The organism is Planctopirus hydrillae, from assembly GCF_001707835.1.
GTDB lineage: Bacteria > Planctomycetota > Planctomycetia > Planctomycetales > Planctomycetaceae > Planctopirus > Planctopirus hydrillae.
Genome location: NZ_LYDR01000116.1, coordinates 111,375 through 135,337 on the forward strand (window position 1 = coordinate 111,375; position 23,963 = coordinate 135,337).

Sequence of the window (23,963 nt, forward strand, 5' to 3'; positions counted from 1 at the left end):
TCATGCTTCCAGCACTCCGTTTCCGTTCTGGTCAGGTTCAACTTCAGCGCTGGCCCGTCGCCAGTGAAACCGTCATCGAACCGGGCGATCTCGTCTATTTCGATGGCACTTCGATCAAGCCCGCTTCGTCATTCCCCTGGACAACCAATCTCGTCACCACTCAGACAAACTTTGCCGCTGCCTTCGTGGGTGTGGCTCATCAGGCTTCGGCCGCGGGGCAAAATGCTCCCGTCTCCATCGATATCAGCCCGCTCGCCACTTACGAATACGCGGTCTCATCCGGCAACTACACCGTGGGCCAGACGATCGCAGTTCATGGGGCTCCCAGTGCCTTGTCGAAGCAGCAGTTAGCCCCTGCCGTCAGTACGGCTGCTATTGCCCGGGCGGCTGAATCGGTGAGCAGCGCGACGACACTGCGGGTCAATTTTGCGAGTGCCTATAGCGTCGCCAGCAGCAACGTTCACGCTCAGCTCGGTCCAATTCCGGAGTCAGAAGCGTAATCCACTCTCGCAGTTTCCTCTCAATCATCTGGTTCATCCCTCTGGCTTCTCCCCTTCTTACCTTCCCCTCTTTTCGCCTACCAAGAACCCCACACATGCCACACCTGCAACCACTCATCGCTTCACTCGGCCCCGAAGGCTTCTATCACAAGGTCTGTACGCTGCTCAATGAGAAGCAGCTCTCCGTCGATGATTTCAGTTATTACGAACTCGCCGAAGCCTGCGGTGTCCTCCCGGAGCTGCGCTCCACGCGACCACTCGCGACCGATCTACCCATTCCTGCACTGTTGCGAGAATCCAACCCGGGCGTGAACTCGTCGCTCTTTCAAGTCGTTACGGCCGAACTTATTGGCCGCAAAGTTCTCGAAGGCTACGAAGACGATTCCGGCTTCATTGGCGATCGCCTGGTGACTGTCCTTCCCAGCCGGGGAAGATCGCAGAAGCTCGCGGGCTTTCGCGCCTTGAGCGGCCCGACGGAAGTCTCGGAAGGTCATCCCTATGAAGAATCGACCTTCAGCGAAAAATTCATCACCACCGAAGAAGCCAAACGTGGCCGCATTCTCTCAATCAATGAAGAGCTGATTGCTTTTGACCAGACGGGCGAAATCAACCGCCGGGCACTGGCCCTGGGCTTCTATCTGCGTCAGGAGCGAGAGCGGACGATTGTGCGGGCCGTGACTGATGCCGACGCGGGCCAGCAGCGATTTGTCTATCGACCTTCGGGGCAGGGCCAGGTCCTCTACAAGGCGGATGGTTCGCATCAGAACGTTATCGGGCCAGACAACATCACCTCGATCGACTTTGCCGAAAGTCTCCCGCTCACCAACTGGGACGACATCGACAAAGTGCTCAATTACCGCGCCACACAGATCAAAGACGATCGCATCGATGGTGCCCCACGACCCATTCTCGTTCCCGCCCGGCAGATTCTTGTCCCCGAAAAACTGCGTGGTACCGCGCGCAGCCTCGTGCATGCCAGCGAGATCATCGTCACCACCGAAGACCGCGAAACCCGCCTCGCCAACCCCATTCGCGATCAGTTCGAAGTCCTCTCGTCCCCGTTCATTGATGAGCAGGGAGGCAGTGCTCTCTCTGCGTGGTACCTGGGCGATTTCAAGCGTCAGTTCGTCTGGACAGAAATCTGGCCGGTGCAAACCTTCCTCCAGCGGGAAACGAGCGAAGCGGCTTTCGATCGCGATGTCGTCCTGCGGGTGAAAGCCCGTTACTTCGGCGGAGTTTCCGCCGTCGATACGGTCTTTGTCACCAAAGTCGATGGCAGCGAAGAATAATCGTTCACTGAGCCTCTCAATCCCTCTGTTGCCGACTCTTCCACCATCCTCGTGCAGGTTTTCAGGCCATGCCTTTCTGCCTTCCTCGACCCCACAGTGATCCCGTCGTGCTCGATCTGAGACCCTTGCCGCTCGGCTTCCAGCAATTGCTCAAGCGGCATGGCATCATCGCCCCGGCTCCACCCATGCGTCTGGCTCGCGACAGCAACGGCAAACCTGTCAAAGATGGCCACGGTCAGCCTATCCGTCTGATCGATGAAGCCAACGAGACTTATCAGAACGAGTGTGAACTCTATCACCAGCGCATCGCGGTCCTGGCGGTGGCCTTTGCCTTAAGGCACGACCCCACATCACCTCTGGCAGGTTGCTGGCCAGTGCTGCAGCAACCGCCCGCCGGAGAATGGACGGCCTGGGCTGATCAACTCTTCGAGACGCTGGTCTCTGCGGGTTGGCTCGCGGGCGATCTCCTGGCCACCTGCACAGAGATCACACGCCTGAGCAATCTGATCAGCGACCGTCTGGTGGCAGCTCAAGCCTCTTTCTCGGACAGCGGGAGTTCGACCGGCTGAACCCCGCATCCACGACCCGCTCAATCAACTACTACATCCTCCGCTGTTGTGAACGACTCCATCTTGCAGAAGCCAGTTTCTACGAACTGAGTTTCGAAGAACAAATCCACCTCCTCGGCTACGAACTCCTCCGCCAGTCCGAAGAAGCAATCTGAACAGCCCCTCGAGAACCCTCGCCCACGTCTTCGTGGGAGAGGGCAGGGTGAGGGTCTTCTCCCCGTTTCTGCCAATCGCCCCAATCTTATCTCTGAATTCCCTTCGTGTTCTTCGTGCCCTTCGTGGTGAACCTCCGAACTTCCAAACCCTCCTCACTCGTAGCCGCGAAGTTCTCCAAGAAGATCATCATGAGTACCGCATATCCCCTCTGGAACCCTCGCCCACGTCTTCGTGGGAGAGGGCAGGGTGAGGGTCTTCTCCCCTCTTCCAACCGTAAGCTGCCATCCAGCGCGACTCGCCTGCACCAAATTTCCAACTTCCAACTTCCAACTTCCAACCCCCCTCACTTGGCCTCAGCATGACCGATCTCCCCGATCTCTCACAAACCACAGGCGAGCCACTCACCGAGTCGCAAATCTGCGGCATCCTCGCCCAGATCGATCTCGATATCCTCAATCTTCTCCGTGATGGAAAACTCGCCGCTCTCAAGTACTCTGCCCCAGGGGCCGGGCCGCAGACCGATCGTGCCGCCAACCTCCAGGCTCTCCTCCAGGCCCGCGAAAGCTATCAGAAACTCCTCTACAATCTGCCCCTCTGGCAAACCACTTCCGCCGATCTCACTCCTCCCTGATCGCCAGCTCACCCTCACATCCCTTCCCTTGAGGATCTCACTCCATGCCACCCCCACCAGCTCACGAACGACTCGACCGCCTGCTCGATACGTTGCAGTCCCTCGCCATTCAACTCGAACAGCTCAGGGTCTCTCTCGACGTCCTGGTGGAACTTTCCAAAGACCACGAAACGCGACTGCGCCTTGTGGAAACTCATCAGCACCGGCTGACACCACTCGTGGGTGGCCTTGTCTTTCTGATCACTTCGATGGCGACTGTCGCCATCACCCAGTGGTTCACCCGCATCTGAGCATTCTTTGATGCTTCCGATTCAAAGGTCATCATGCCCGCTCCTGCCCTGACAGATCTGGTCTCCACCGACCTGCACCTCATGTTTCGCGACTGGGGCCAACCGGCCCAATTGCTGGCTGTGCTCGAAACCTCGCCTCATGAGCCACCCAGCCGCACCTGGCTGACGTCTCACGACGTGCCACTCATCGTCCTGCCCGATCACACTCTGGCCAGACAACCCGCGTCATCTCTGCAAGGCACATTATCAGCAGCCACACAAGAAACCCGCTTCTTCGTCCGAGCCAGCACATGGCCTCTCCTTCCCACCGGTGCATTGCTTGAATTATCGACTCCCCAGGGAAGTTGGGCCGTCACCCACGTCCATCCACTCCCGGATTCCGAACTCCTGGTGATCTCAGCCCACGCTCTTTCCCCTGCCGATTGAAGATCTCTTCTTTCTCTTTTCCCATCGATCTCATCCAACCATGAACCAACCACTGGCACTCCGCATTGTGCTCCAACCTCCACCCGCTCACGGAATCTTTCCCGATTTTCAGCGCAATCAGCTCATTCCCTTCCGCCAGCGACTCATTCGCAAGACAGCCAGAAAACTGCTCCAGCGCATTGCCCAGTTGACTCCTGTGGATACCGGCCGGGCTCAATCGAGCTGGCTGCTCGCTGCCCAACAACTCCAGCCCGAAACAGCCGCCAACACCTCAACTCCCGACCTGCAGATCACGGAAGGAAGCATCGGTTCGCTGTCAACCATCACGATTGTTAATCAGGTTCCCTACATGCCATTTCTCGAACTGGGAACCAGCCAGATGTCTCCCTTCGCCATGATCCGGCGGGCACTTCTCGAACAGATCCGCTGATTTTTTACTGAAGGCAACTTCCCCTCATGCCCTCACCTGTCCAACTCCAGCACAGTCTCATCGACTATTGGCAATCGGTCTGCCCGAGTGAACTCCCCACTCTCTGGCCAGGCCGCCAGGCCGATCCTCAATCGTGGCAGCAATGGTGCGAACTCCGCGTCGATAGCTGGACACAGCCCATCCAGCGGCTCGGTCGCTCTCACATCGCCTGCGTCATCACGCTCCGGCTCTTTGTCAGACAGACCGCCTTTTCCCCAGAGGCAACTCTCCCTTCTCTCCACAGCCGCCTCGAACAACTTCAGACAGTCGTCACTCAGGCCTGGCACGAACAGACGATTCCCATCGTGGCCGATCTTCCCACAGATCACGCCAGCATCATTGGCTATCTGCGCGTGGCCGACCTCACCTCTCGATCAATCGAGACATCGGCTCCCACACTCCTGGGGCGCGAGTTCCTCATCACAGCTCGCACCTCCTGAAGTTCATCCCCTGAAGTCCACCTCCTGAAGATCGTTCGCGATCCTCGTCAATTCCCACCCCCAATATCTCTTCCTATTGAGGCACTCTATGCCCACCTCGGCTCTCGTTCGAAATCTTCGCGATGGGGAACTCCTCATTCGCGATGGCACGACTCCCACACCCAAATCGCTGATCGTCCTGCTCGATGATGGGGATCTCTCCTGGACAGAACGCTCACGCACCATCGAGATCAAAGATCGCGGTTCAATTGCACAAGGTCATCTCCGCAAAGGCGATGACGAATCGGTCTCGCTCTCGTTTACTGCCAAGTGGACACAACTGCTCAGTCAATCGATTGAACCAACCGATCCCCTGGCACTCTACGAGTTCCTCACCTTTCAGCCAGCAGCCAACATCACCAGCACGTCACCCGCCGGCCAGCAACAGACACTCGAACTCGTCTTCACCATCCACGATCCGGCCGGCGGCTCCAGTGAAGTCGTCACGTTTCTCAATGTCTACCGCGAAACTCTCACTCTGTCGGAAGGGGCTGAAGCCAACACCATCGCCTTCGCCGGCCGCGCCTTCCAGACAGCACCACAAATCACCCGCTCCACCCCGGAATAACGATCACGTCTCGCTCCACACCCCTCGTGAACCCTCGCCCGCGTCTTCGTGGGAGAGGGCAGGGTGAGGGTCTTCTTCCTATGTCTGCCACTCACCTCCAACTCCTCCCCTTCTTTCCTTCCCCCCTTCCCACCTTCCAACCTTCTTCCCTTCCCTCTTCGCACGAAACACCCTACTCCCAACCCTCTACCAACAACCCACCACTCCCCCATCGAGCCACCCCATGTACTCCGAATCCTTAACCCTCCGCATTCTCGCCGACAGCTCCGAGCTGGAATCGCGACTGGGAGACCTCGGGCGGCAACTCAGCTCTCTGCAATCCTCGACAGATCGGCTCTCTTCATCGGCTTCCCGCCTGACGGGCGCGTTTCAAATGACCACTGCCATGAACTCTGTCGAACGTCTCAGCCGCAGCCTGCAAGGCCTCCAGCGCCAGATTCAGCAGATCTCTGGAACACCCCTCAACCTCAATGTCAGCCCGGCACTGGCGGCCATTGCCTCCGTCAGCCGAGCACTCAGCCAACTGGCCCGGCAAGTCTCGACATTCCCTTCGAACACCGGCTCGGGTTATCTCCCTCTGGGCACAGGCTCATTTGTGCCCACTGGCACCGGTTCCTCGTATGGTGGTGCCTCGACGACGAACACACGCCGCTTTGCCACGGGTGGACTCGTCACGGGCCCACCCGGCATCGACCGCATCCCGGCTCTCCTCACGGCTGGTGAATTCGTCCTGAGTTCCGAAGTCGTCCAGCGGCTCGGGCTCGGAAGTCTGTCTCAACTTTCAGCCACCACTTCCGGCTCTTCAAGAGCCATCGCTCCGCCAGCCACCGTTCAGAATTCCCACCATCAATCGATTGGCGAACTGCACGTTCACATGGCCCAGACTCTCGATCTTGATTCGTTCACGCAAAACCTGGCCGCCGATGCCCAAAGACTCCGCCATCGCCGCGGCTAAGACCCCTCTGAAACCCTCGCCCGCGTCTTCGTGGGAGAGGGCAGGGTGAGGGTCTTCTGCCTATTTCTACCAATCGCCCAAATCTTATCTCTGAATTCCCTTCGTGTTCTTCGTGCCCTTCGTGGTGAACCTCCAAACGAAAAACTTTCCTCACGCGGGTGGCCCGGCCAACTTGTGGCCGGGTTGTCATGCAAGGCCATGACAACAAGAAGCCGCGCCATGCGTCTCTCCTATCTCCAAGAACGCCCTAACTCCTCCCCTTCTTCCCTTCCCTCCCTCCTCATCGGCTCACGACATCATGCCTCTCCAGTTCCACCCGGCGATCGCCCGGTCGACCACCTCATTCCCGCTCCCCAGGCCCATCGTTTCTCTTCGCGTGCAGGATGTCTGGGATGCCGAACGATTCAAGTCTCCACTGATTGACGGCCAGCGCACGGTCGGTCATTCTCAAGGTGGCTCGACGATTGTCATTCAAGGACAGGTCGCTGCCCAGGCGGGCGAAGTTCGCTTCACTGAAGCCGAGATGCTCGCCACACTTCTCTCGCTGCGCGAGGCCCTGCATGTGGGCGAGTCACAGCCCAAGTTCGACCTGGTGCTCTTTTTCGATCCCGTCACCCACGAGCGGCAATACTTCCGGGAGTGCTCGACCACCCGTTTGGAATGGGATCTCTCCGAAGCCAGCCTCTACACCTATTCCCTCACGATCCAGGCCGACGATCCGCAGATCCACACCGCATAACAAATATCGAAACTTCCAAACCCTCCTCACGCGAAGCCGCGAAGTTCTCCAGGAAGATCAGCATGAGCGCCTCATGTCCCTCTGGAACCCTCGCCCACGTCTTCGTGGGAGAGGGCAGGGTGAGGGTCTTTTCCCCATTTCTAACAATCGCCCAAATCTCATCTCTGAATTCCCTTCGTGTTCTTCGTGCCCTTCGTGGTGAAATTTGGAACGAAAGACCATCCTCACGCGAAGCCGCGAAGTTATCCAAAAAGATCAGCAGAATTCACATCTTCCATCACGCATGCTCCCGCATGCCACGCACTCTCTCTTGCAGCCTCCCATCTGGAACCCTCGCCCGGTCTACCGGGAGAGAACAGGGTGAGGGTCTTCTGCACTCTCTTATTGTGTTGTGTGCCATGCTTGCAGCTCTGGGCAAGCATGTCTTCGCGCCGGGTGGCAGGGGTCGGATGTCTTCATCCGCTCCCTGATCCATCGATGTCACCAGCACGAATACATCCAGTACGTTCCTCGCTACTCACACCAAAAGACTCGGGGGCAAACGAAGACGTTTGACCCCAGCCACGCTTCGTAATTACCACATCAATCCTATCCCCACACTCACCTCCAACTCCTCCCCTTCCTTCCCCCCTTCCTGCCTTCCCACCTTCTTCCCTTCGCAGCCTTCGCGCGAAACACCCCACTCCCAACCATCCACCAACAACCCACAACTCTCCCAACCCCGGCTCACTTCATGCGCAACATCTTTCTCCACGCCGGCAGCCCCTCAGCAGCACCTCTCCTCATCGACCAGCGGCTCGTCTCGAACTGCTGGTTCGAATGGCTCCGGCAAGGAGGCTGCGGCCCGGGCGAACTCGAATGCAATCTCCCCCTCGACAGCCCACTCTTCGCACCTGGCGATTTCGTCTCGATCGAAGATCAACTCGGCACCCGCTGGTATCTCGGACGCATTGAAGAACATCTCACCCGCTGGCCCAACCGCGCCATCATTCGTCTGGAAGGCCTCGCAATCGAACTGGGCGAGGTTTTCCCGGGCGGCTTCGCGAACAACGAAATCGATACTCCCGATCCTTATCGACTCGGCCTCACCGAAGGGGGGTTCTCCTTCGATCCTGATTATGGCAACGAATCCTTCGCCTTTGCGTCACGACCGGAAGACGTCGTCCGCAAACTGCTCGAACTCGAAGAGATCGCCGGCACCCAGATCGCTTTCCCACCCGAAGAAATCACCCACACCGCCACTCCCGTCCCTCTGGAAAGCTTCAAGTTTCATGGGGAAGAATCACTCCGCTCGATCTTCAAGGATCTCGCTCTGAGGGCCGGCAATGCTCCCTGGGGTGTCGATGAAATGGGCCGCTTCTTTTTTCGTGCTGGTCAGGAATTCACGACACAGGCCATTCCTCGAACTTCGATCATCCAGCTCGAACACTCCCGCAGTCTCGATCAGATCTTCAATCGCGTCCTGCTGACCGGGGCCTACCTCTATCTTGCCAATGGCCAGCCCTATCGCTGGCGCGGCAACTATACTGAACCCACCAGTCGAGCCTTGTATGGCGAACGCCGCATTCGCTTATGGGTACCCTGGATTCGTACGGCTCAGGATGCCCGTGGCTTCCTCAAGGAATTCTTTTCGCAATATGCCTTTCCCACAGGCCGCCTGCTGGTGGAATCCGTCGCTTCGAGCCCATGGCTGCCTCCCTGGAAAGCCCGCTATCAACTCGAAGGTTTCCCGGCATCGACCGGAGCCACCTGGCAGGCCGACAAACTGCGTATCGAATTCAATGAAACTCCTGTTTACAGGCTCGAACTCGGCCCTGTCGATCCGCGAACTCTCTGGCCAGAACCCGATCACGATGAACGCTGGCCCCTCGCACCCACCAGCGAACTCCCCTCCGGCTTTGGTGGCGAAGAAATCCCCCTCCCCTGGCCTCCCGGCGGCGGTGGTGGCGGCGGTCACTCCTCCAGCAACGATTCTCTCACCTCCGACGAACTCTCCTCCTCGATCATACTCTCTTCGAGTGAGGCCTCTTCCATTCTCGATCACTCCTCCGACTCCAGTTCGTGGCTCACCACCGACTCATCCGACCATCCAACCTTCACCAGCGGCGATTACAGTCAATCCTCTTCAGCCACATCCAGCACAGAAAGCTCAGCCAGTTGGCACTCCTCGTCGCTCTGGTCATCTTCACTCATGTCATCTTCAGAATCTCTCGAAGATTCATCATCGAACAGCGCTTCGTTCTCCAGCGATACACTCGCCAATACTTCGCTCTCCAGTGATCTCAATTCGCATGAAACGACATCCAGCACAGATTCAGCAGCCACCCCCACATCCTTCGAACTTCCGACAGACGAACCAACCTCGACCCTTTCTTCTCCGACCGAGTCACCCACATCCTTCGAACCCCCTCACTCATTCGATTCGACAGAGACCGCTCCCCTCTCGTTGAGCAGTGACGACTCCGAGTCTCCCGTCACCTCATCCTCGGCATCCACCCCCAGCGAATCGTTAGAACTCCCCGCCAGCGTCCCTGACGAAGATCTCCCTTAACTCTTCTTCCACCTCGAAAGCACCACGGGCATGTTCTATCGCTCGTCCACCGATCAGCAATGGTCGCCGCTCGATCTCGAAAACCTCTACGCAGGCCCAGAAGGTTCCGCCTGCTGGCTCTTAGGTGGTGGCCCTTCACTCACCACCCTTCCACTCGACAGAATCCGCTCCTCGCTGGCTCCCATCATGGCCATCAACCTCGCAGGTCACGGCCACATCATCCCCGACTTCTGGACTGCCTACGATCCCACCACACGCTTTCTCCCGGCCAACTATCGCACTCCCCGCACTCTCAAATTCATTCACAAAAGACGGGCCATGGATCTCCTCCCCGGCGACACCTTCAAACTCTGCGAATGCCCCGGCGTGGTCTTCTTCGAACACGAAAAACGCAACTTCTCAAACTCGTTCTCACCAGCCGCCACCCGCATTCTCGACTGGAATGATTCCTTCATCCAGGCCCTCGATCTGCTCCTGCATCTCGGCTTTCGCACTATCTATCTCGCAGGCTGCGAACTCTGTATCGCTCCCTCGACAGAACTCCAGCAACAGGCTCAGCAGCACGGCCTCATTTACCAGCCCGGCCAATCGCTCAGGCTCTTTCTCGAAGCCTGCCGCAGCCAGAACATCGCCCCGGAACTCACGGAAACCGCCATCACTGGCCCTCAGTATCACTTCGATGAAGCCAAACCTCTGGCGGCCGCCCTTCGCACAGACGACCACTACCAGCGCACCGTTCAACTCCTCAGACTCTCACGCCAGGCACTGACACAAACGGGCCTGAAGCTCATCTCCGTCACACCTCACAGTCGCCTCAACGACTTCTTCCCCTGTCAGACCATCGAACACGCCCTCGAAAATCTCGCCCACATCCAGGGCCCGCCAGCACATCAAAAGACCCGCGGCCTCTACACCGGCCAACCCATCATGGCCCCACAACTCACCTGCCCCATGCGCGACCTGAAAGCCCCCCTCGCCTGAACAGTCACCCACACATTTTTCGTGCCATGCTTGCAGCTCAGGGCAAGCATGCTCTTCACCTAGCCGACGCATGACGAGACATGGGGTGGTTGGAAGTTGGAAGTTGGGTGGCCCGGCCAACTCGTGGCCGGGTTGTCGTGACATTTTCACGACAACAAGAAGCCGCGCCATGCGCATACCCTGCCACAACCCTTCACTCGTCATTTGTGTGGCACGACCCTGAAGCCCCTAAAAAATCAAAACAGTGCGAAAGGGCGTGGTCTTAACCCTTTTTTTCTACGTAACATTTGATGTACCGCTCCGGGTGGCCCGGCCAACTCGTGCCCAACTGACCTGCACAGGTTGTCGTGCGAAGCCACGACAACAAGAAGCCACGCCATGCGTGTCCTCTATCCCGAACATCGCCCCCACTCACACCCAGCATTTTGCCTTTTCATCCATTCCCCTTCGCTGCCTTCGCGTCTTCGCGCGACCCCCCCCGAATTCCACTCTCCTCCTTTCTCCCTTTTTTCCTTCCTCCCTTCCTACCTTCCCTCCTTCTCACCCTCCCCCCAACCCCGGCCCCTGTTCATGCCCAACTCCCTCGCCCGCCAGGCGACCATCGTCATCCCGGTCTATGGCAGCCTCGATCATCTCCAGAAATGCCTCGCTTCACTACTCGCCTGGCATCACATCCCCATCCTCCTCGTCGATGACGGAAACCCACCCGGCACACTCCAGCACTTCGCCTCAATGCCGGGCCTCAAAATCATCCGCCAACCTCATCGAGGCATCACTCACGCCTGGAATACCGGGATTGCCGCCGTCCGCACCCCTTGCGTCATCCTGCTCAACAGCGATGTCATCACCACCGGCCCCTGGATCAACCAACTCCTCGCACCACTGCAAAAGCCAGCATCACCATCCTTGCCCCCCATTCAGCTCACCGGTGCTGCCTGGCAATCACCCACTGCCTCAGCCAGTGTGGGCATGCCCGCTCAAAGCCTGCTCGCCGGCTGGTGCCTCGCTTTCCGCAAGTCACTCTGGCATCACTTAGGACACTTCGACGAACGCTTCCGCCACTGGTTTTCCGATACCGATTTTCAACAACGCCTGCTGGCCGCCTCCTCTGCACATCACTCCTCCCCAGGCCCCATCCGCTGCCTCAACACACTCCCATTGAGTCACGCACTCCACGCCTCGACCCGACATCTCCCCGCTCGCTCACAACTCTACGCTCTTGATCGAACTGCTTACTTCCAGAAGTGGCAGCTTGAAGGCCATCGACCATGCACCTGATCCAAGTCATCAACGTCGGCCAGATCGTGGGTGGTACAGCCGCCTGTGCCTGGTCTGTCACGCGGGCACTTCCCGATGTTCAGCACAGCCTCTTTTCACTCAGTCCCATCACACGCGAAACTCAGGCAGCCTTTGCCCCCGTCCCCATCCGCTCACTCGCCGGTGGTCATCTCTCCCAGTTTCAAGCAGCACTGTACGAACAAGTCCGACAGATTCGAGATGCTGGCGAACAGCCCCAACTCCTGCTGCACAACACTCATGCCCGCTGGCAACTCGCACGCTGGCCATGCCCCACACTGGTTTACGCCCATTCGCACACTTCACTGGTCAAGGCCCATCAACTCGTCGTCTGTTCCCACTGGCTCAAACAACAGGCCCGGCTCGCAGGAACAGTCCTCTGGCAAGGTGTGCCCGATCCTCACGACATTCCATCACCAGTGGGCTCTTCCATCACCCCGCCAGCCGGTGCATTCCGCGTGGGCCGCCTCTGCACTCCCACACTGAAGAAATTTCCCGCAGAACTCATCCCGCTCTATGCCCACTGGGCGAAACAGTTCCCGCAGATCTGGTGGGAATTCGTCGGTTGCCCCACTCTTCGCCAGCCCGCCTTGAAGGATGCCTGCAGGGGACGCATCTCTTTCCATCCCGCCGGCTGGTCGGCCCGGCACTGGCTTTGTGAATGGGACGCCTGGCTCTACACCCAGCCCGCGATCCACGAGAGCTTTGGCCGCGTCCTGGCAGAAGCCATGCTCGCCGGAACATTCCCCATCTGCGATGCCCAGGGCGGCTTCTGCGAACAGTTCCCACTCTTGAACGATTTTCCGGCGACAGCCCGCATCTTACGGCAACGCGGCCAATGCCATTCCCTCGCCGACTTCTCCGCCGATCTCGACTGGATGATCACCCAGCCCACCCCCTGCCAATCCCTTCGCCAGACTCTGCAAAGCCACGCCAGACAACACTTCTCCCTCCCCGCCTTCGCCACCCGCCTCAAAAACCTCCTCCCTCCTTCTTGAACCCTCGTCCAGCTTCACCAACTGCCCCTCTGGAACCCTCGCCCGCATCTTCGTAGGAAAGGGCAGGGTGAGGGTCTTCTCGCGGGTGGCCCGGCCAACTCGTGGCCGGGTCGTTGTGTTCGACACAACGACAAGAAGCCGCGCCATGCGTCTCTTTTGTCCCAAACAACGCCCACACTCTTTCGCTTCACCCTTCGCGCCTTCGCGAGAGAACTCCGAACTTCAAACCCTCTTCACGCGAAGCCGCGAAGTTCACCAGGAAGATCAGCATGAGCGCCTCATGTCCCTCTGGAACCCTCGCCCGCGTCTTCGTGGGAGAGGGCAGGGTGAGGGTCTTTTGTATTCTTCCAACCGTAGGGTGCCATGCAGCGCCAGCGAAATGCACCAACTCTTCGCCCTTCGCAGCCTTCGCGAAAACCTCCGAATTTCAAACCCTCCTCACGCAAATGCGCGCAGTTCACCAGGAAGATCAGCCCCCGCTCTTCACAGCAGCACACGTTCCCGCATGCCACTCAACAAATCTTGATCTCTGAGTTCCCCTTCGTGCTCTTCGTGCCCTTCGTGGTGACCCCACATCTCCCCCGTTGCAGTTTGCCCTCCATTTCGTGCCATGCTTGCTCTTCGTGCCGTGCTTGCAGCTCTGGGCAAGCATGCCTTCTTCAACCAACACAACGATATGATTTCCCAGGAAACCTATCTGTTCAACTGCCTCTCCAAAACCCTCGCCCGCGTCCTCGCGGGAGAGGGTGGCACAAAGTGCCGGGTGAGGGTCTGACCAATCGATGTGCCTCACTCACAAGGGCTGCCGCAGGGGCGCCAATTCACAGCGGCCACCAAACTTCCAACTTCAAACTTCCACCCATCAACTTCGCCTGGAACAACCAGCGTCAAACCAGCGCTAGCCACAGAAGACGATGGCATCCAGCCACCCGGGTTGGCTGGAAAAAACTCTCGTAACTCGCCTCCCGCTTGACGCATGGGATTGTGGCTCATAGCTTCCAGTGCAGGATTTGCTGAGCTGCCGGGAAACGATATGCGGGTTGTGATCAGGATTCTCGAAGGAATGGAACGTGGTGAGGTCTTTCACGACCTGGCCCTGCCCTGCACTGTTGGTCGAGAAGAAGAAAATGCGGTTCAATTGAATGATGATCGCATCAGTCGTTTTCACTGCAAGCTGCAGGAAGATTCCGGACGCGTCATTTTGACCGATCTCGACAGTACCAATGGGACGCGAGTCAATGGCCGGGCTGTGCAGATGCATGTGCTCCAGCCGGGCGATCTGATTATGGTGGGCCGGTGTGTCCTGCTTTACGGCGATGTTCCACCACCGGCAGTCACTCTGGCAACCAGCAATCAGGGAGCCCCCGAAACCCGCATTGGCCTGACCGATCCGGGAGATTCCGGCGATCTGGAGTTTTCGATTGCGACCGATTTTGAAATGGGCCGCAAACCGATGTTCCCTCATGGGCGCCCCGAGTTACCACTCGATCTGAAGGGATTGCAGCGCGTTCAGCTCAACGATCTGATTGCCTGGATTCACGATGAACTCGGAAGTGTCCTTCAGAACGCGAGTGAACAATCATCGGCCATGACAGGGCTCAGGCAATTGCTCATTCCATGGGCTCAACGCGAGCGACTGATTGAACTGGAAGCATCGCTGGCCGAGATTCTCCGCCGACTCTCCAGTAACGACACCGTCTAGTATTGGCAGCACTGGACGCAGCCACGAGAAGCGCGCCCATTAGAACTCCGCGTGCCATGCTCGCCCCGCGTGTCCTACTTGCTCTTCGTGCCGTGCTTGCTCTTCGTGCCATGCTTGCAGCTCTGGGCAAGCATGTCTTCGCAACTCTGGGCCGCCCATCACACAACTGCCACCTCAGGGTGGCCCGGCCAACTCGTGCCCAACTCTTTGTCTATGAGTTGCCGTGAATTTTCACGGCAACAAGAAGCCGCGCCCTGCACATTCCCCTCGGGAACCCTCGCCCACATCCGCGTGGGAGAGGGCAGGGTGAGGGTCTTCTCCATTCTTCCAACCGTAGGGTGCCATGCAGCGCCAGCGAAATGCACCAACTCGTCTCCGCTTCGCAGCCTTCGCGCCTTCGCGCCAGACCTCCGAATTTCAAACCACCCTCACGCGAAGCCGCGAAGTTACCAAGAAGATCAGCCCAGGCAGAAAAGGCTCCCACCCGCCTTCCAGACTCTTCCTCCCATCTTCGTGCTCTTCGTGACCTTCGTGGTACCCCCACATCTCCTCAATTGCAGCTTGCCTCGCATTTCGTGCCATGCTTGCCGCTCTGCACAAGCATGGCTTCGCGCCGGGTGGCAAGGGTCGGATGTCTGCATCCGACACATGAATCCTCGACTTTTCACGCTGTTTGACAAAAACGACAAAAGCCCCACAAACTGGGGGGGGGCAAACGAAGACGTTTGACCCCACCCACGCAGTCTCCAGCCACACTTCAGATCCAAATGAATGCCAGGTTGTGTGTCATAGACATCAGCTCTGGGCAAGCATGTCTTCGCGACCAACAGCTCGCAGCCTTTTCCCGAGAACCTCAAAGATCTGCCCAAGAATCTCAACTCCTGCTGGATGTTGGTTACCGAATCCTGTTCAATAAATAACACCGCTCTCCGGATTAACAACATTCTTTGTGCCATTCCTGCGGCTCTAAGCATGCCCGACGTACAGCTTAAACGCCGCAGATTTCTCGAAAGCCTGTAGCAACTGTTCACTGGAAGGCATTCTTTGCAGAACTCTGGCAGCGATTGAGTGTTCATACCACCAGAACGCTCGACATTGGCAGCCAGTGAAAGAAGATATTCCGAGAAAACAGTGAAGTCTGATCACCACCGCAGGAGATCCCGGTCGGCATGAAATGCCCACGAAAAATCCGCAGTACCGAGAACAGTCATGCCCGCCCATGGCTGCAAGTGGCAGGGGTTTCTCCTGCACACCACTCACGTTCTGCCTACACGTTGCTGGAAATTCTTTTAGTGCTGGCTGTTCTGGGCGTACTGGCCGCGATTGTCGCACCATCGGCACTGCGTCGTCTGGCCGATTCGACGATGATTTCATCGGCTGATGAAATCTGTAAGCTGCTTTCCGAAGCACGGATGATGGCGATGGAAGCAGGTGAGCCTGCCGAGTTTCGCTATGAGCCGGGGGGGAATCATTTTCTCGTCACTACCCGCACAGGGATTGCTGATGCCGCACTGACCTCGGGAAATTCCTCATCCTCAGCGACTCCTGTCGATAATACAGGCCAGCCTGTCGCCACGGGCCCGCTCAATGCCTGGACACGCAGTCGCTCGATCGGAGGGCATCTGGCAAGTCCTGTTCGATTCGCGAATCCAACCCCCACTTTTCGAGACCAGTCCCTCGCTCAGACAGTCTCAGAAAACTTGATTGCCGACCTCGAAAATGCCAGCGAACTTTCTCAGGTCAAATGGTCCGACCCCCTCGTCTTCCAGCCGGATGGCACCACCATCGATCAACAATTCAAGATTTCCGATTCTTCCGGCCGCACCATTCGAATTCGAGTGCGAGGATTAACCGGCAGTGCCACCATGTCGGCCATGACCATTGAAGATCCATCAACCAGGGAGAATTCATCCCCCAGGTTTGAACCTTAATCCAAGGAATTCTCTCGATGCGATACAGACGCCATGATGAGCACCGAGTTCGAGGGAATCGGCCTCCCTGCGTAGGGTGTCGGACTGCCGGTTTCAGCCTCCTCGAAGTGGTGCTTGCCGGTACGATCTTTCTGGGCGCAACGGTGGCACTTTCTCAACTCGTATGGAATGGCAGCCGGGCGTCGATTCAGTCGCGGCTGCTGGCCGAAGCCACCTGGAGATGTGAATCCAAAATGCAGGAAGCAGTGGCCGGTGTGGTGGCACTTTCTCCCGTCTCGTCCACTCCGTTCGATGACGATCCCGCGTGGTCATGGAGCATGAATGTTTCCGAAGGCCCTTATGCTGAGCTATTAGCCGTTGAAGTCATGGTGACTCGCGAAGGATCCACACCTCTGGCCAGTGCCGGCTTTCGACTGAAACGCTGGATCCGGGATCCGCAATGGTTCATTGATGCTGCTGCCGAAGAAGCCGCAGCAGCCGCCGCTGAAGCCAGCACCTCATCGACCAGCACCTCATCCAGCAGTTCTGGTTCTTCTTCAGGATCTGGCAGTGGTGGATCACAGCAGGGTGGAGGCTCACGATGATCAGCCGCCGTTCATGCTCTCGCCGTACGATTGGGCAGCGAGCCTCCCGGCAAGGTTTTAATCTGCTGGAAGTGCTGCTCGCCGCCGCCTTAACCGCCGTCTTAGTGATGATCATTTCGCAGGCGTTGAACACCTATTATCGCAGTACGGTGACCAGCCGGGTCGAGCTGGAACGTTCGCGTCTGGTGCGGGCGATCCAGCGGCAGATTGCCAGCGATATTCGCAATGTCACCTTTGCCTTCCAGAAAGAAGCATCCGCCTCAAGCACTGTCTCCTCCAGCACATCCACCTCGACCAGTACCTCCTCAACAACTGGTACTTCATCCACAAGTGGTACAGGCACTTCTGGAACCAGTTCGGGCAGTTCATCGAGCACCACGACCGACGAAACCACCACAACCACGATTTCAGTCGTCGGTGCGGACGACCAGTTGGCTGCCGGGAGTGCCGGAGTTGTTGGCGATATCGCAAACCTGAAGCTGCACGTCAGTCTGCCGCGAATGGAAACGCAAATATTCAGTGATGCCGAGTACTACGCCGCCACCACTTCCAGTGATTTGCGACAGATCTGTTACTACTGGATGGCGGGCGGCAGTCTGGATAATCAGACGGGGGAAACTTCACAGTCTGGCCTCGCTCGCTATGAGGCCGATCGGCTCGAAGCCACCTTCGCGGAAACGAGTGGCAAGGCCCTGGCCATGCCAAAGATTCTGGCACCGGAGATCGCCTCAGTCAGCTTCCGCTACTTTGATGGGTTGACCTGGCTCGAAAGCTGGGACAGCCCCACCATGCAGGCTTTACCTCGCGCCATTGAAGTCACTTTGCAGTTTGTTCCCGCAGAGAATCGACTGGGAACCATCTTCAATACCGGGGTTTCACCCATGTCGAATCAGGCGACATTTGTGATCGCCGTCCCCCTGGCGGATCCGAAGCCACCGGAGGAAACATTATGAAACGAATTTCCCCACTGGCAGATTCACGCCAGCTCGCACCTCATACCAGAAAACCAAAACGAAGACTCTCCCCGCGGCAGAAATCATCCCCCCGGCAAGGCATGATTCTGATTCTCGTTCTCGTGGTGACTGTCTTTCTCACCTATGGAGTTGCCTCATTTTCCCGGCAGATGACTTCAGAACTTGAAGCCACCCGTTTCTATCAGACCGAAGTTCGTGTGCAGGCAGCCGTCGAATCCGGCATCGAATACCTCGCTACGACCGTCGCTCAGCAAGGCGAAACCGCTGCCGAAAGTCTCTGGCATGCCCCGGCTCTCTTTCAAGGTGTGCTCGTCGAAGAATCCGAACGCGCCCGGGGGAACATTCGCTTTTCTGTCGTTTCGCCGCTTCCTCAAGACATCGCCACTTACTCCATTCGTTACGGCGTCATGGATGAATCCGGAAAGCTCAATCTCAATCGACTCTCGGCTCTGAAGCTCACGGAAGAAGAAATGTCGGCTCTCCTGATGGGAATTCCCAACATGACAGAAGACATCGCCGCTGCCATTCGCGACTGGATCGACACCAACGACGAAGAGTTACCTGGTGGTGCTGAATCGAGCTATTACGAAACTCTTTCGCCACCATATCAGGCCAAAAACGGGCCACTCGAATCGCTGGATGAACTCCTGATGGTCAAGGGCGTCACTCCACAGTTGCTCTATGGCGAAGATGCCAATCGGAATGGTCTCTTGGATCAGAATGAGGTTGATGGCGACTCAAGCCCACCCTTTGATAACAACGACACTTTTCTTGATCAGGGCTGGAGTGCCTATTTCACGGTTCATAGCCGCGAAAAAAATAAGCGTCCCGATGGCACGAAGAAAATCTATCTCAACAACGATTTTCTGACCGATCTTTACGACGCCCTCGAACCCGAGTACGGCGAAGAGGTCGCCAAATTCATCATTGCCTATCGAGTCAACGGGCCGAACAGTACCACCGAAACACAACCCGCCAACAGCACCAGTGGCAATGACCGCATTCGCAACTTTGGCGGCTCACCCACAGGTTCCAGTTCTCAGCGTGGACGCCAGCAGCGCGAATCTCAGGCCATTCAATCGCTGGTTCGAGGCCTGGGTGAAGCCGCCAATAGCGAAACAGGAACAGTCACGCGTGGCGGTATCGACATCACCCGTGGTGGCCAGTTCAAAGTGAATTCAATCTTTGACCTCGTGGGTGTCTCTGTCACCGCCACGGTCAATGGGGCACAAACCACACTCGAAAGCCCCTGGAAAGACGAACCCAACGAACTGGCCGCCACCCTCCCGGCAATTCTGGAAAACCTGAGCACCATTGAAGACGACTTTATCGAAGGGCGCATCAACATCAACGAAGCACGTGTCGAGGTGCTCTCCGGCATCCCCGGCATGACCGAAGAACTCCTCGACGGCATCATGGCTTCACAACCTGTCGATTCCAACGGAATGCCCAATACCAGCATCCTGGCTCAACGGAAAAACATTGCCTGGCTCTATGCCGAAGGGATTGCCGATCTCGCGACCTTGCGCACACTCGACCCGTATATTACCTGCCAGGGAAGTGTCTTTCGTGCCCAGATTTTAGGTTTCACCGATGGTGGCGGGCCCATCAATCGCGCGGAAGTCATCGTCGATGCGACTGTCAATCCACCACAGGTCATCTATCGCCGCGATCTCACTTCACTAGGGAGAGGCTATCCCCGCAGCATGATCGCACCAGAACCAGCCCCCTTGTAACTCCTCGCCCTCATCCCAACCTTCTCCCTGTCTCATTGTGCTGTGTGCCATGCTTGCAGCTCTGGGCAAGCATGCCTTCTTCAACCAACACAACGATGTGATTTCCCGGGAAACCTATCTTTTCAACTGCCTCTCCAAAACCCTCGCCCGCGTCCTCGCGGGAAAGGGTGGCACGAAGTGCCGGGTGAGGGTCTTCTATCTTTCACTTCCCGTAGGGTGCCATGCAGCGCCAGCGAAATGCACCAACTCATCACCCTTCGCGCCTTCACGGGTGGCCTGGCCATCTCGTGCCCAACTTGCCTACACAGGTTGTCGTGCAAAGCCACGACAACAAGACGCCGCGCCATGCGTCTCTTTTTTTCCAAACAACGCCCAAACTCTTTCACTTCACCCTTCGCACGTTCGCGAGAGACCTCCGAATTTCAAATCGTCCTCACGCGAAGCCGCGAAGTTCACCAGGAAGATCAGCCCTAATCTTCAGCAGGACACGTTCCCGCATGCCACTCACAACTTAACTCTGAATTCCCCTTCGTGTTCTTCGTGCCCTTCGTGGTGTACCCCCATCTCCTCAGTTGCAGTTTTCCTTGCATTTCGTGCCATGCTTGCAGCTCTGGGCAAGCATGCCTTCTTCAACCAACACGACGATGTGATTTCCCAGGAAAGCTATCTGTTCAACTGCCTCTCCAAAACCCTCGCCCGCGTCCTCGCGGGAGAGGGTGGCACAAAGTGCCGGGTGAGGGTCTGACCAATCGATACGCCTCAATCATAAGGGCTACCGCAGGGGCGCCGATTGCTGGCTAGTGTCCAGAGATGACAAGCATCTCGCGTTGAAGCTGGTTGTTAATCGCACACCAAACATGTGCGAACTCGCCCTCATCCCGGCCTGTTCCCGTCGGCACGGGAAAAGGAGAAAAACCCTCGCCCGCGATGAAAGACTCACCCTTCCTGATTCGGTCCGTGAGACCCATTCTTTTCAGAACAAATCACACACAACACCACCCGGCAAACCTGAAACATGGTCTAGGAACTTCCCAACCGCTGCAAGGCCCGGAGTTCTTTGGGTAGCGGAAAAGAGACGTGTTCTTCGCGGATGGTGCGTTCATCCACCTGTGCACCAAAGTTGGTTCGCAGGTATTCAATGCAATCCTGAACAACAACCTCTGGAGCACTGGCACCCGCCGTGATCAACACGCATTCGACATTCTCAAACCAGGCGTGATTGAGTTCGTGAGCGCCATCCACCAGATAAGAGGGTTTGTTGCCGGCACTGCCAAGTTCCATCAACCGGCGGCTGTTCGAGCTGTTCTGGCTCCCCAGCACAATCACCAGGTCGGCCTCTGCCGCCAGTTGAGCCACAGCTTCCTGCCGGTTGGTCGTCGCGTAGCAGATATCTTCTTTGGGCGGAGATTTGATATGCGGATATCGCGCCTTCAAGGCAGCCACCACTCTCCCGGCTTCCTCGACCGAAAGTGTTGTCTGAGTCAGATAAACCAGCGGATCCTCCGCAGTGAAGGGCAAACGGGCCACATCTTCATCAGTCTCGACGAGGGTGATACTCTCAGGAGCTTCACCCATCGTGCCGATCACTTCGTCGTGACCTTCGTGGCCGATAAGAATGATATTGTATTTTTCCCGGGCGTACTTGATGGCTTCCAGATGCACTTTGGTCACCAGTGGGCACGTGGCATCAATTGTCTGCAGTTTTCGCTGACGGGCTGCCTGCCGAATGACTGGCGAAACACCATGGGCACTGTAGAGCAGCACTGAACCTTCGGGGACTTCTTCGACCGAATTCACAAAAGTGACACCCTGGCGCGTGAATCGATCGACAACATACTTGTTATGCACAATCTCGTGGTACACGAAGACATGCGGCCCGAACATGCGGATCACTTCATCCAGGCACTCAATGGCCATGTTCACACCAGCACAGAAGCCACGAGGATTTGCCAGGAGTATCCGCATCCGTTTTTCCCGCCAGGCCATAACATGGTTTCTTGAGGCCAAACGGGAACGCTTTTCATGCCCAGAGCCTGCAAGACTTTACTCCCAGTATTCTAGCAGGAAGGGCTCGTTTCCAGCAGAGATCCTGTCAGTCGGGATGAGATTTTTCGGGCCCAGGCATCACAAATCGAAGCCACTCCTGGCTTTCCAGGGCTGAATGGGCAGTTTCTCACTGGAGAAAGTCAAAACAGGAGAATGCTCTCTTGCGTTGCCTCCAGCAGATTGATTCGATGATAATCCAACAACAAACCGCTCCGTTCGCAGTGCGCCTTTCCCATTTGCCGAACGATTACGGTTGATCACATCAGACTTGACCCCTCGACGAAACAACCAGCCGGAGTGAACCGTGGCCATTGACGTTTATAAGGAATGGTTGGGAATTCCCGAAGGTGACCGTCCGCCCGATCATTATGCCCTGTTGCGGGTCATCCAATTCGAGGACGACCCTGACAAAATTCGCAAGAACTACAAAAAACTCAACGGCCATGTCCGCAAATACGCCACCGGCCAATACGCGACGGAATCGCAGGAACTGCTCAACGAACTCGCCAGAGCCATGCTCTGCCTTACCGATCTCGAACGCAAACTCGATTACGATCGCTCACTCGGAAGAGAAATCGACGACCGCGACCCCAGCACCGGCCGCCGGCCAGTCACAGCTTACCTGGTGGATCAAGGGGTCATCTCGCAGGATCAGGCCAAGGAAGTCAAGGCCTTCGCAGATCGCTCGGGCCTCACTCTCAAAGACGCTGTTGTTCAATTGAAATTGGCCGATGGTGAAACGGCGGCCCGGGCCTTAGCCAGCGAATTGGGGCGACCATTTGTCGACCTCAATGAAATGCTCCCCGACGATTCCATTCTCGATCTTCTTCCCCGGCAGGTCGTTCGCCGGCATACCTGTCTGCCATTATTTGAAGACGACGGACAGATTCTCGTGGCGTGCGCCGACGATCCCACCCAGGAACTCGAAGACGAAATTCGCCTCCGCTACGACAAACCCATGCGGCATGTCATCGCTTCCCAGCTCGGCATCAATCAGGGCATCTCCAAATACTATGCCAACGGCATGCGCAAGGAAGTTGCCGAACCCAATCGCAAAAAGGGGAGCAAATCATCAGCCAGCAAGCCCGGCGCTGCCGCACCTCGCAAACAGGCGGCTGAAAAGCTCACCGATGATGAATACACCGAACAGCGGAACATGGGGATTCTGATCATCTGCGGCACATTGATTGCCGGTTTCAACCTCGACACCTGGATCCTGTGGCCCTACGTTTATCAGAACCGTATTCCCGGCTGGGTCTTTTTCCCGCTGACATTCCTCGTCGCACCACCGGTGATCTTTTTCGCCTATATGAACTACATCAAACGAAAGTGATCTGGCTCACTCAGCATGTTCATGGGGCTGGACAACCATTTTTCAGCAGTGTTCCGGCCTGATGCCGCTGTTACTAAAATCCTACGAGTGGAATCAAATCGCGTAAGGCAGGAAATTAACGCCGGCTGCCGCGAGATCGACTCACGAGGCGCGTGGCTGCACAGATCTGCTGAGAGGAAGAGGTTTTCCATGACCAATGCACAAACTGACCGTTCGGTAGCGACTTTAGCAGGTGGCTGTTTCTGGTGCCTCGAAGCGGTCTTCGAGAATGTGATTGGTGTTGATCGTGTCGTTTCAGGCTATATGGGTGGAGCCACCGTCAATCCGACTTATGAGCAGGTTTGCACAGGACGAACCGGCCATGCAGAAGTTGTCCAGATCGAGTTTAATCCTCAGGTCATCAGCTACAGCGACCTCCTGGAGATTTTCTTCGCCATCCACGACCCGACCACAAAGGATCGCCAGGGAAACGATATTGGCACGCAGTATCGCTCGGCGATTTTTTTCCATGACAGCGATCAGCAGACGGTTGCTCAATCCAGGTTTACTGAACTCGAAGCGGCTGGGATCTGGCCTGGAAGATTTGTGACGCAGATCGTCCCCGCGGTCACTTTTTACCCGGCAGAAGACTACCATCAAGGCTACTTCCGCGCTCACCCGGCTCAGGCCTACTGTGCGGCTGTCGTCGCCCCGAAAGTCGCCAAGTTCCGCCAGAAATTCAGCCAGCGGCTCAAAAGCCGCTAGGCGGAATGGTTGCAAA

General features: G+C 57.1%; 25 protein-coding genes. 23 read left to right on the top strand and 2 right to left on the bottom strand.

What is annotated here, in order from left to right:
* Window positions 1–2 precede the first annotated feature (2 nt).
* The 11 genes from A6X21_RS14185 to A6X21_RS14235 all read left to right on the top strand — a co-directional run bounded on the left by A6X21_RS14185 (window position 3) and on the right by A6X21_RS14235 (window position 7,071).
* On the top strand, window positions 3–500 hold the full coding sequence (locus A6X21_RS14185; protein WP_068848922.1) for a hypothetical protein: 498 nt from the start codon (window positions 3–5) through the stop codon (window positions 498–500).
* A gap of 95 nt (window positions 501–595) precedes the next feature.
* Window positions 596–1,789 (top strand): phage major capsid protein, encoded by a 1,194-nt coding sequence (locus A6X21_RS14190; protein ID WP_068848925.1) that lies wholly within the window; start codon window positions 596–598, stop codon window positions 1,787–1,789.
* 68 nt (window positions 1,790–1,857) lie between these two features.
* A complete protein-coding gene (locus A6X21_RS14195; protein ID WP_068848928.1) occupies window positions 1,858–2,358 on the top strand; it encodes a hypothetical protein in 501 nt (166 codons plus the stop codon).
* Between the two features lie 514 nt (window positions 2,359–2,872).
* Entirely contained in the window at window positions 2,873–3,145 is a 273-nt protein-coding gene (locus A6X21_RS14200; RefSeq protein WP_068848930.1) for a hypothetical protein, read from the top strand.
* A gap of 44 nt (window positions 3,146–3,189) precedes the next feature.
* The gene (locus tag A6X21_RS14205; protein WP_068848932.1) at window positions 3,190–3,435 is read left to right on the top strand and encodes a hypothetical protein; all 246 of its coding nucleotides are present in this window, start codon (window positions 3,190–3,192) and stop codon (window positions 3,433–3,435) included.
* Between the two features lie 33 nt (window positions 3,436–3,468).
* Window positions 3,469–3,861, top strand: coding sequence for a hypothetical protein (locus tag A6X21_RS14210; RefSeq protein WP_068848934.1), 393 nt, complete (start codon window positions 3,469–3,471; stop codon window positions 3,859–3,861).
* A 40-nt stretch (window positions 3,862–3,901) separates the two neighbouring features.
* Window positions 3,902–4,291: an HK97 gp10 family phage protein gene (locus A6X21_RS14215; protein WP_068848936.1), complete on the top strand. Its 390-nt coding sequence runs from the start codon at window positions 3,902–3,904 to the stop codon at window positions 4,289–4,291.
* A gap of 26 nt (window positions 4,292–4,317) precedes the next feature.
* Window positions 4,318–4,770, top strand: a complete 453-nt coding sequence (locus tag A6X21_RS14220) for a hypothetical protein (protein ID WP_068848938.1) — start codon at window positions 4,318–4,320, stop codon at window positions 4,768–4,770.
* A gap of 88 nt (window positions 4,771–4,858) precedes the next feature.
* Window positions 4,859–5,377: a hypothetical protein gene (locus tag A6X21_RS14225; protein ID WP_068848940.1), complete on the top strand. Its 519-nt coding sequence runs from the start codon at window positions 4,859–4,861 to the stop codon at window positions 5,375–5,377.
* A gap of 223 nt (window positions 5,378–5,600) precedes the next feature.
* Window positions 5,601–6,332, top strand: coding sequence for a hypothetical protein (locus A6X21_RS14230; RefSeq protein ID WP_068848942.1), 732 nt, complete (start codon window positions 5,601–5,603; stop codon window positions 6,330–6,332).
* Window positions 6,333–6,630: 298 nt separating this feature from the next.
* Window positions 6,631–7,071: a hypothetical protein gene (locus A6X21_RS14235; protein ID WP_068848944.1), complete on the top strand. Its 441-nt coding sequence runs from the start codon at window positions 6,631–6,633 to the stop codon at window positions 7,069–7,071.
* A 574-nt stretch (window positions 7,072–7,645) separates the two neighbouring features.
* Here A6X21_RS14235 and A6X21_RS14240 read toward each other — a convergent pair.
* Entirely contained in the window at window positions 7,646–7,825 is a 180-nt protein-coding gene (locus A6X21_RS14240; protein WP_068848946.1) for a hypothetical protein, read from the bottom strand.
* On the opposite strand from A6X21_RS14240, the gene A6X21_RS14245 reads away from it, so the two are divergent.
* From A6X21_RS14245 to A6X21_RS24720, 10 genes are all read left to right on the top strand, one after another.
* Complete coding sequence (locus tag A6X21_RS14245; protein ID WP_068848949.1) at window positions 7,805–9,622, top strand: hypothetical protein; 1,818 nt, start codon at window positions 7,805–7,807, stop codon at window positions 9,620–9,622. The genes A6X21_RS14240 and A6X21_RS14245 overlap by 21 nt on opposite strands.
* 30 nt (window positions 9,623–9,652) lie before the next feature.
* Entirely contained in the window at window positions 9,653–10,603 is a 951-nt protein-coding gene (locus A6X21_RS14250) for a motility associated factor glycosyltransferase family protein (protein ID WP_068848951.1), read from the top strand.
* A gap of 570 nt (window positions 10,604–11,173) precedes the next feature.
* Entirely contained in the window at window positions 11,174–11,881 is a 708-nt protein-coding gene (locus A6X21_RS14255; RefSeq protein WP_068848953.1) for a glycosyltransferase family 2 protein, read from the top strand.
* Window positions 11,872–12,897, top strand: coding sequence for a glycosyltransferase family protein (locus A6X21_RS14260; RefSeq protein ID WP_068848956.1), 1,026 nt, complete (start codon window positions 11,872–11,874; stop codon window positions 12,895–12,897). The genes A6X21_RS14255 and A6X21_RS14260 overlap by 10 nt, the downstream gene beginning before the upstream one ends.
* A gap of 1,033 nt (window positions 12,898–13,930) precedes the next feature.
* Window positions 13,931–14,599, top strand: coding sequence for an FHA domain-containing protein (locus A6X21_RS14270; protein WP_165603805.1), 669 nt, complete (start codon window positions 13,931–13,933; stop codon window positions 14,597–14,599).
* Window positions 14,600–15,768: 1,169 nt separating this feature from the next.
* Window positions 15,769–16,530: a prepilin-type N-terminal cleavage/methylation domain-containing protein gene (locus A6X21_RS14280; RefSeq protein ID WP_068848965.1), complete on the top strand. Its 762-nt coding sequence runs from the start codon at window positions 15,769–15,771 to the stop codon at window positions 16,528–16,530.
* A 17-nt stretch (window positions 16,531–16,547) separates the two neighbouring features.
* The gene (locus A6X21_RS14285) at window positions 16,548–17,114 is read left to right on the top strand and encodes a type IV pilus modification PilV family protein (protein WP_068848967.1); all 567 of its coding nucleotides are present in this window, start codon (window positions 16,548–16,550) and stop codon (window positions 17,112–17,114) included.
* Window positions 17,111–18,067: a type II secretion system protein GspJ gene (locus tag A6X21_RS14290; RefSeq protein WP_068848969.1), complete on the top strand. Its 957-nt coding sequence runs from the start codon at window positions 17,111–17,113 to the stop codon at window positions 18,065–18,067. Before A6X21_RS14285 ends, A6X21_RS14290 begins: the two co-directional genes overlap by 4 nt.
* Window positions 18,064–19,824 (top strand): type II secretion system minor pseudopilin, encoded by a 1,761-nt coding sequence (locus A6X21_RS14295; protein WP_068848971.1) that lies wholly within the window; start codon window positions 18,064–18,066, stop codon window positions 19,822–19,824. The genes A6X21_RS14290 and A6X21_RS14295 overlap by 4 nt, the downstream gene beginning before the upstream one ends.
* Before the next feature lie 598 nt (window positions 19,825–20,422).
* Window positions 20,423–20,569 carry a hypothetical protein gene (locus A6X21_RS24720; protein ID WP_165603806.1) on the top strand — a complete coding sequence of 49 codons (147 nt, stop codon included), beginning with the start codon at window positions 20,423–20,425 and terminating at the stop codon, window positions 20,567–20,569.
* Between the two features lie 275 nt (window positions 20,570–20,844).
* Here A6X21_RS24720 and ispH read toward each other — a convergent pair whose 3' ends face one another.
* The gene (gene ispH / locus A6X21_RS14300) at window positions 20,845–21,789 is read right to left on the bottom strand and encodes a 4-hydroxy-3-methylbut-2-enyl diphosphate reductase (RefSeq protein WP_068849129.1); all 945 of its coding nucleotides are present in this window, start codon (window positions 21,787–21,789) and stop codon (window positions 20,845–20,847) included.
* A 385-nt stretch (window positions 21,790–22,174) separates the two neighbouring features.
* Here ispH and A6X21_RS14310 point away from each other — a divergent pair, with 385 nt between their 5' ends.
* A complete protein-coding gene (locus A6X21_RS14310) occupies window positions 22,175–23,203 on the top strand; it encodes a GspE/PulE/PilB domain-containing protein (protein WP_068848975.1) in 1,029 nt (342 codons plus the stop codon).
* 189 nt (window positions 23,204–23,392) lie between these two features.
* Entirely contained in the window at window positions 23,393–23,947 is a 555-nt protein-coding gene (msrA, locus tag A6X21_RS14315) for a peptide-methionine (S)-S-oxide reductase MsrA (RefSeq protein WP_068848977.1), read from the top strand.
* The last annotated feature ends 16 nt before the right edge of the window (window positions 23,948–23,963 follow it).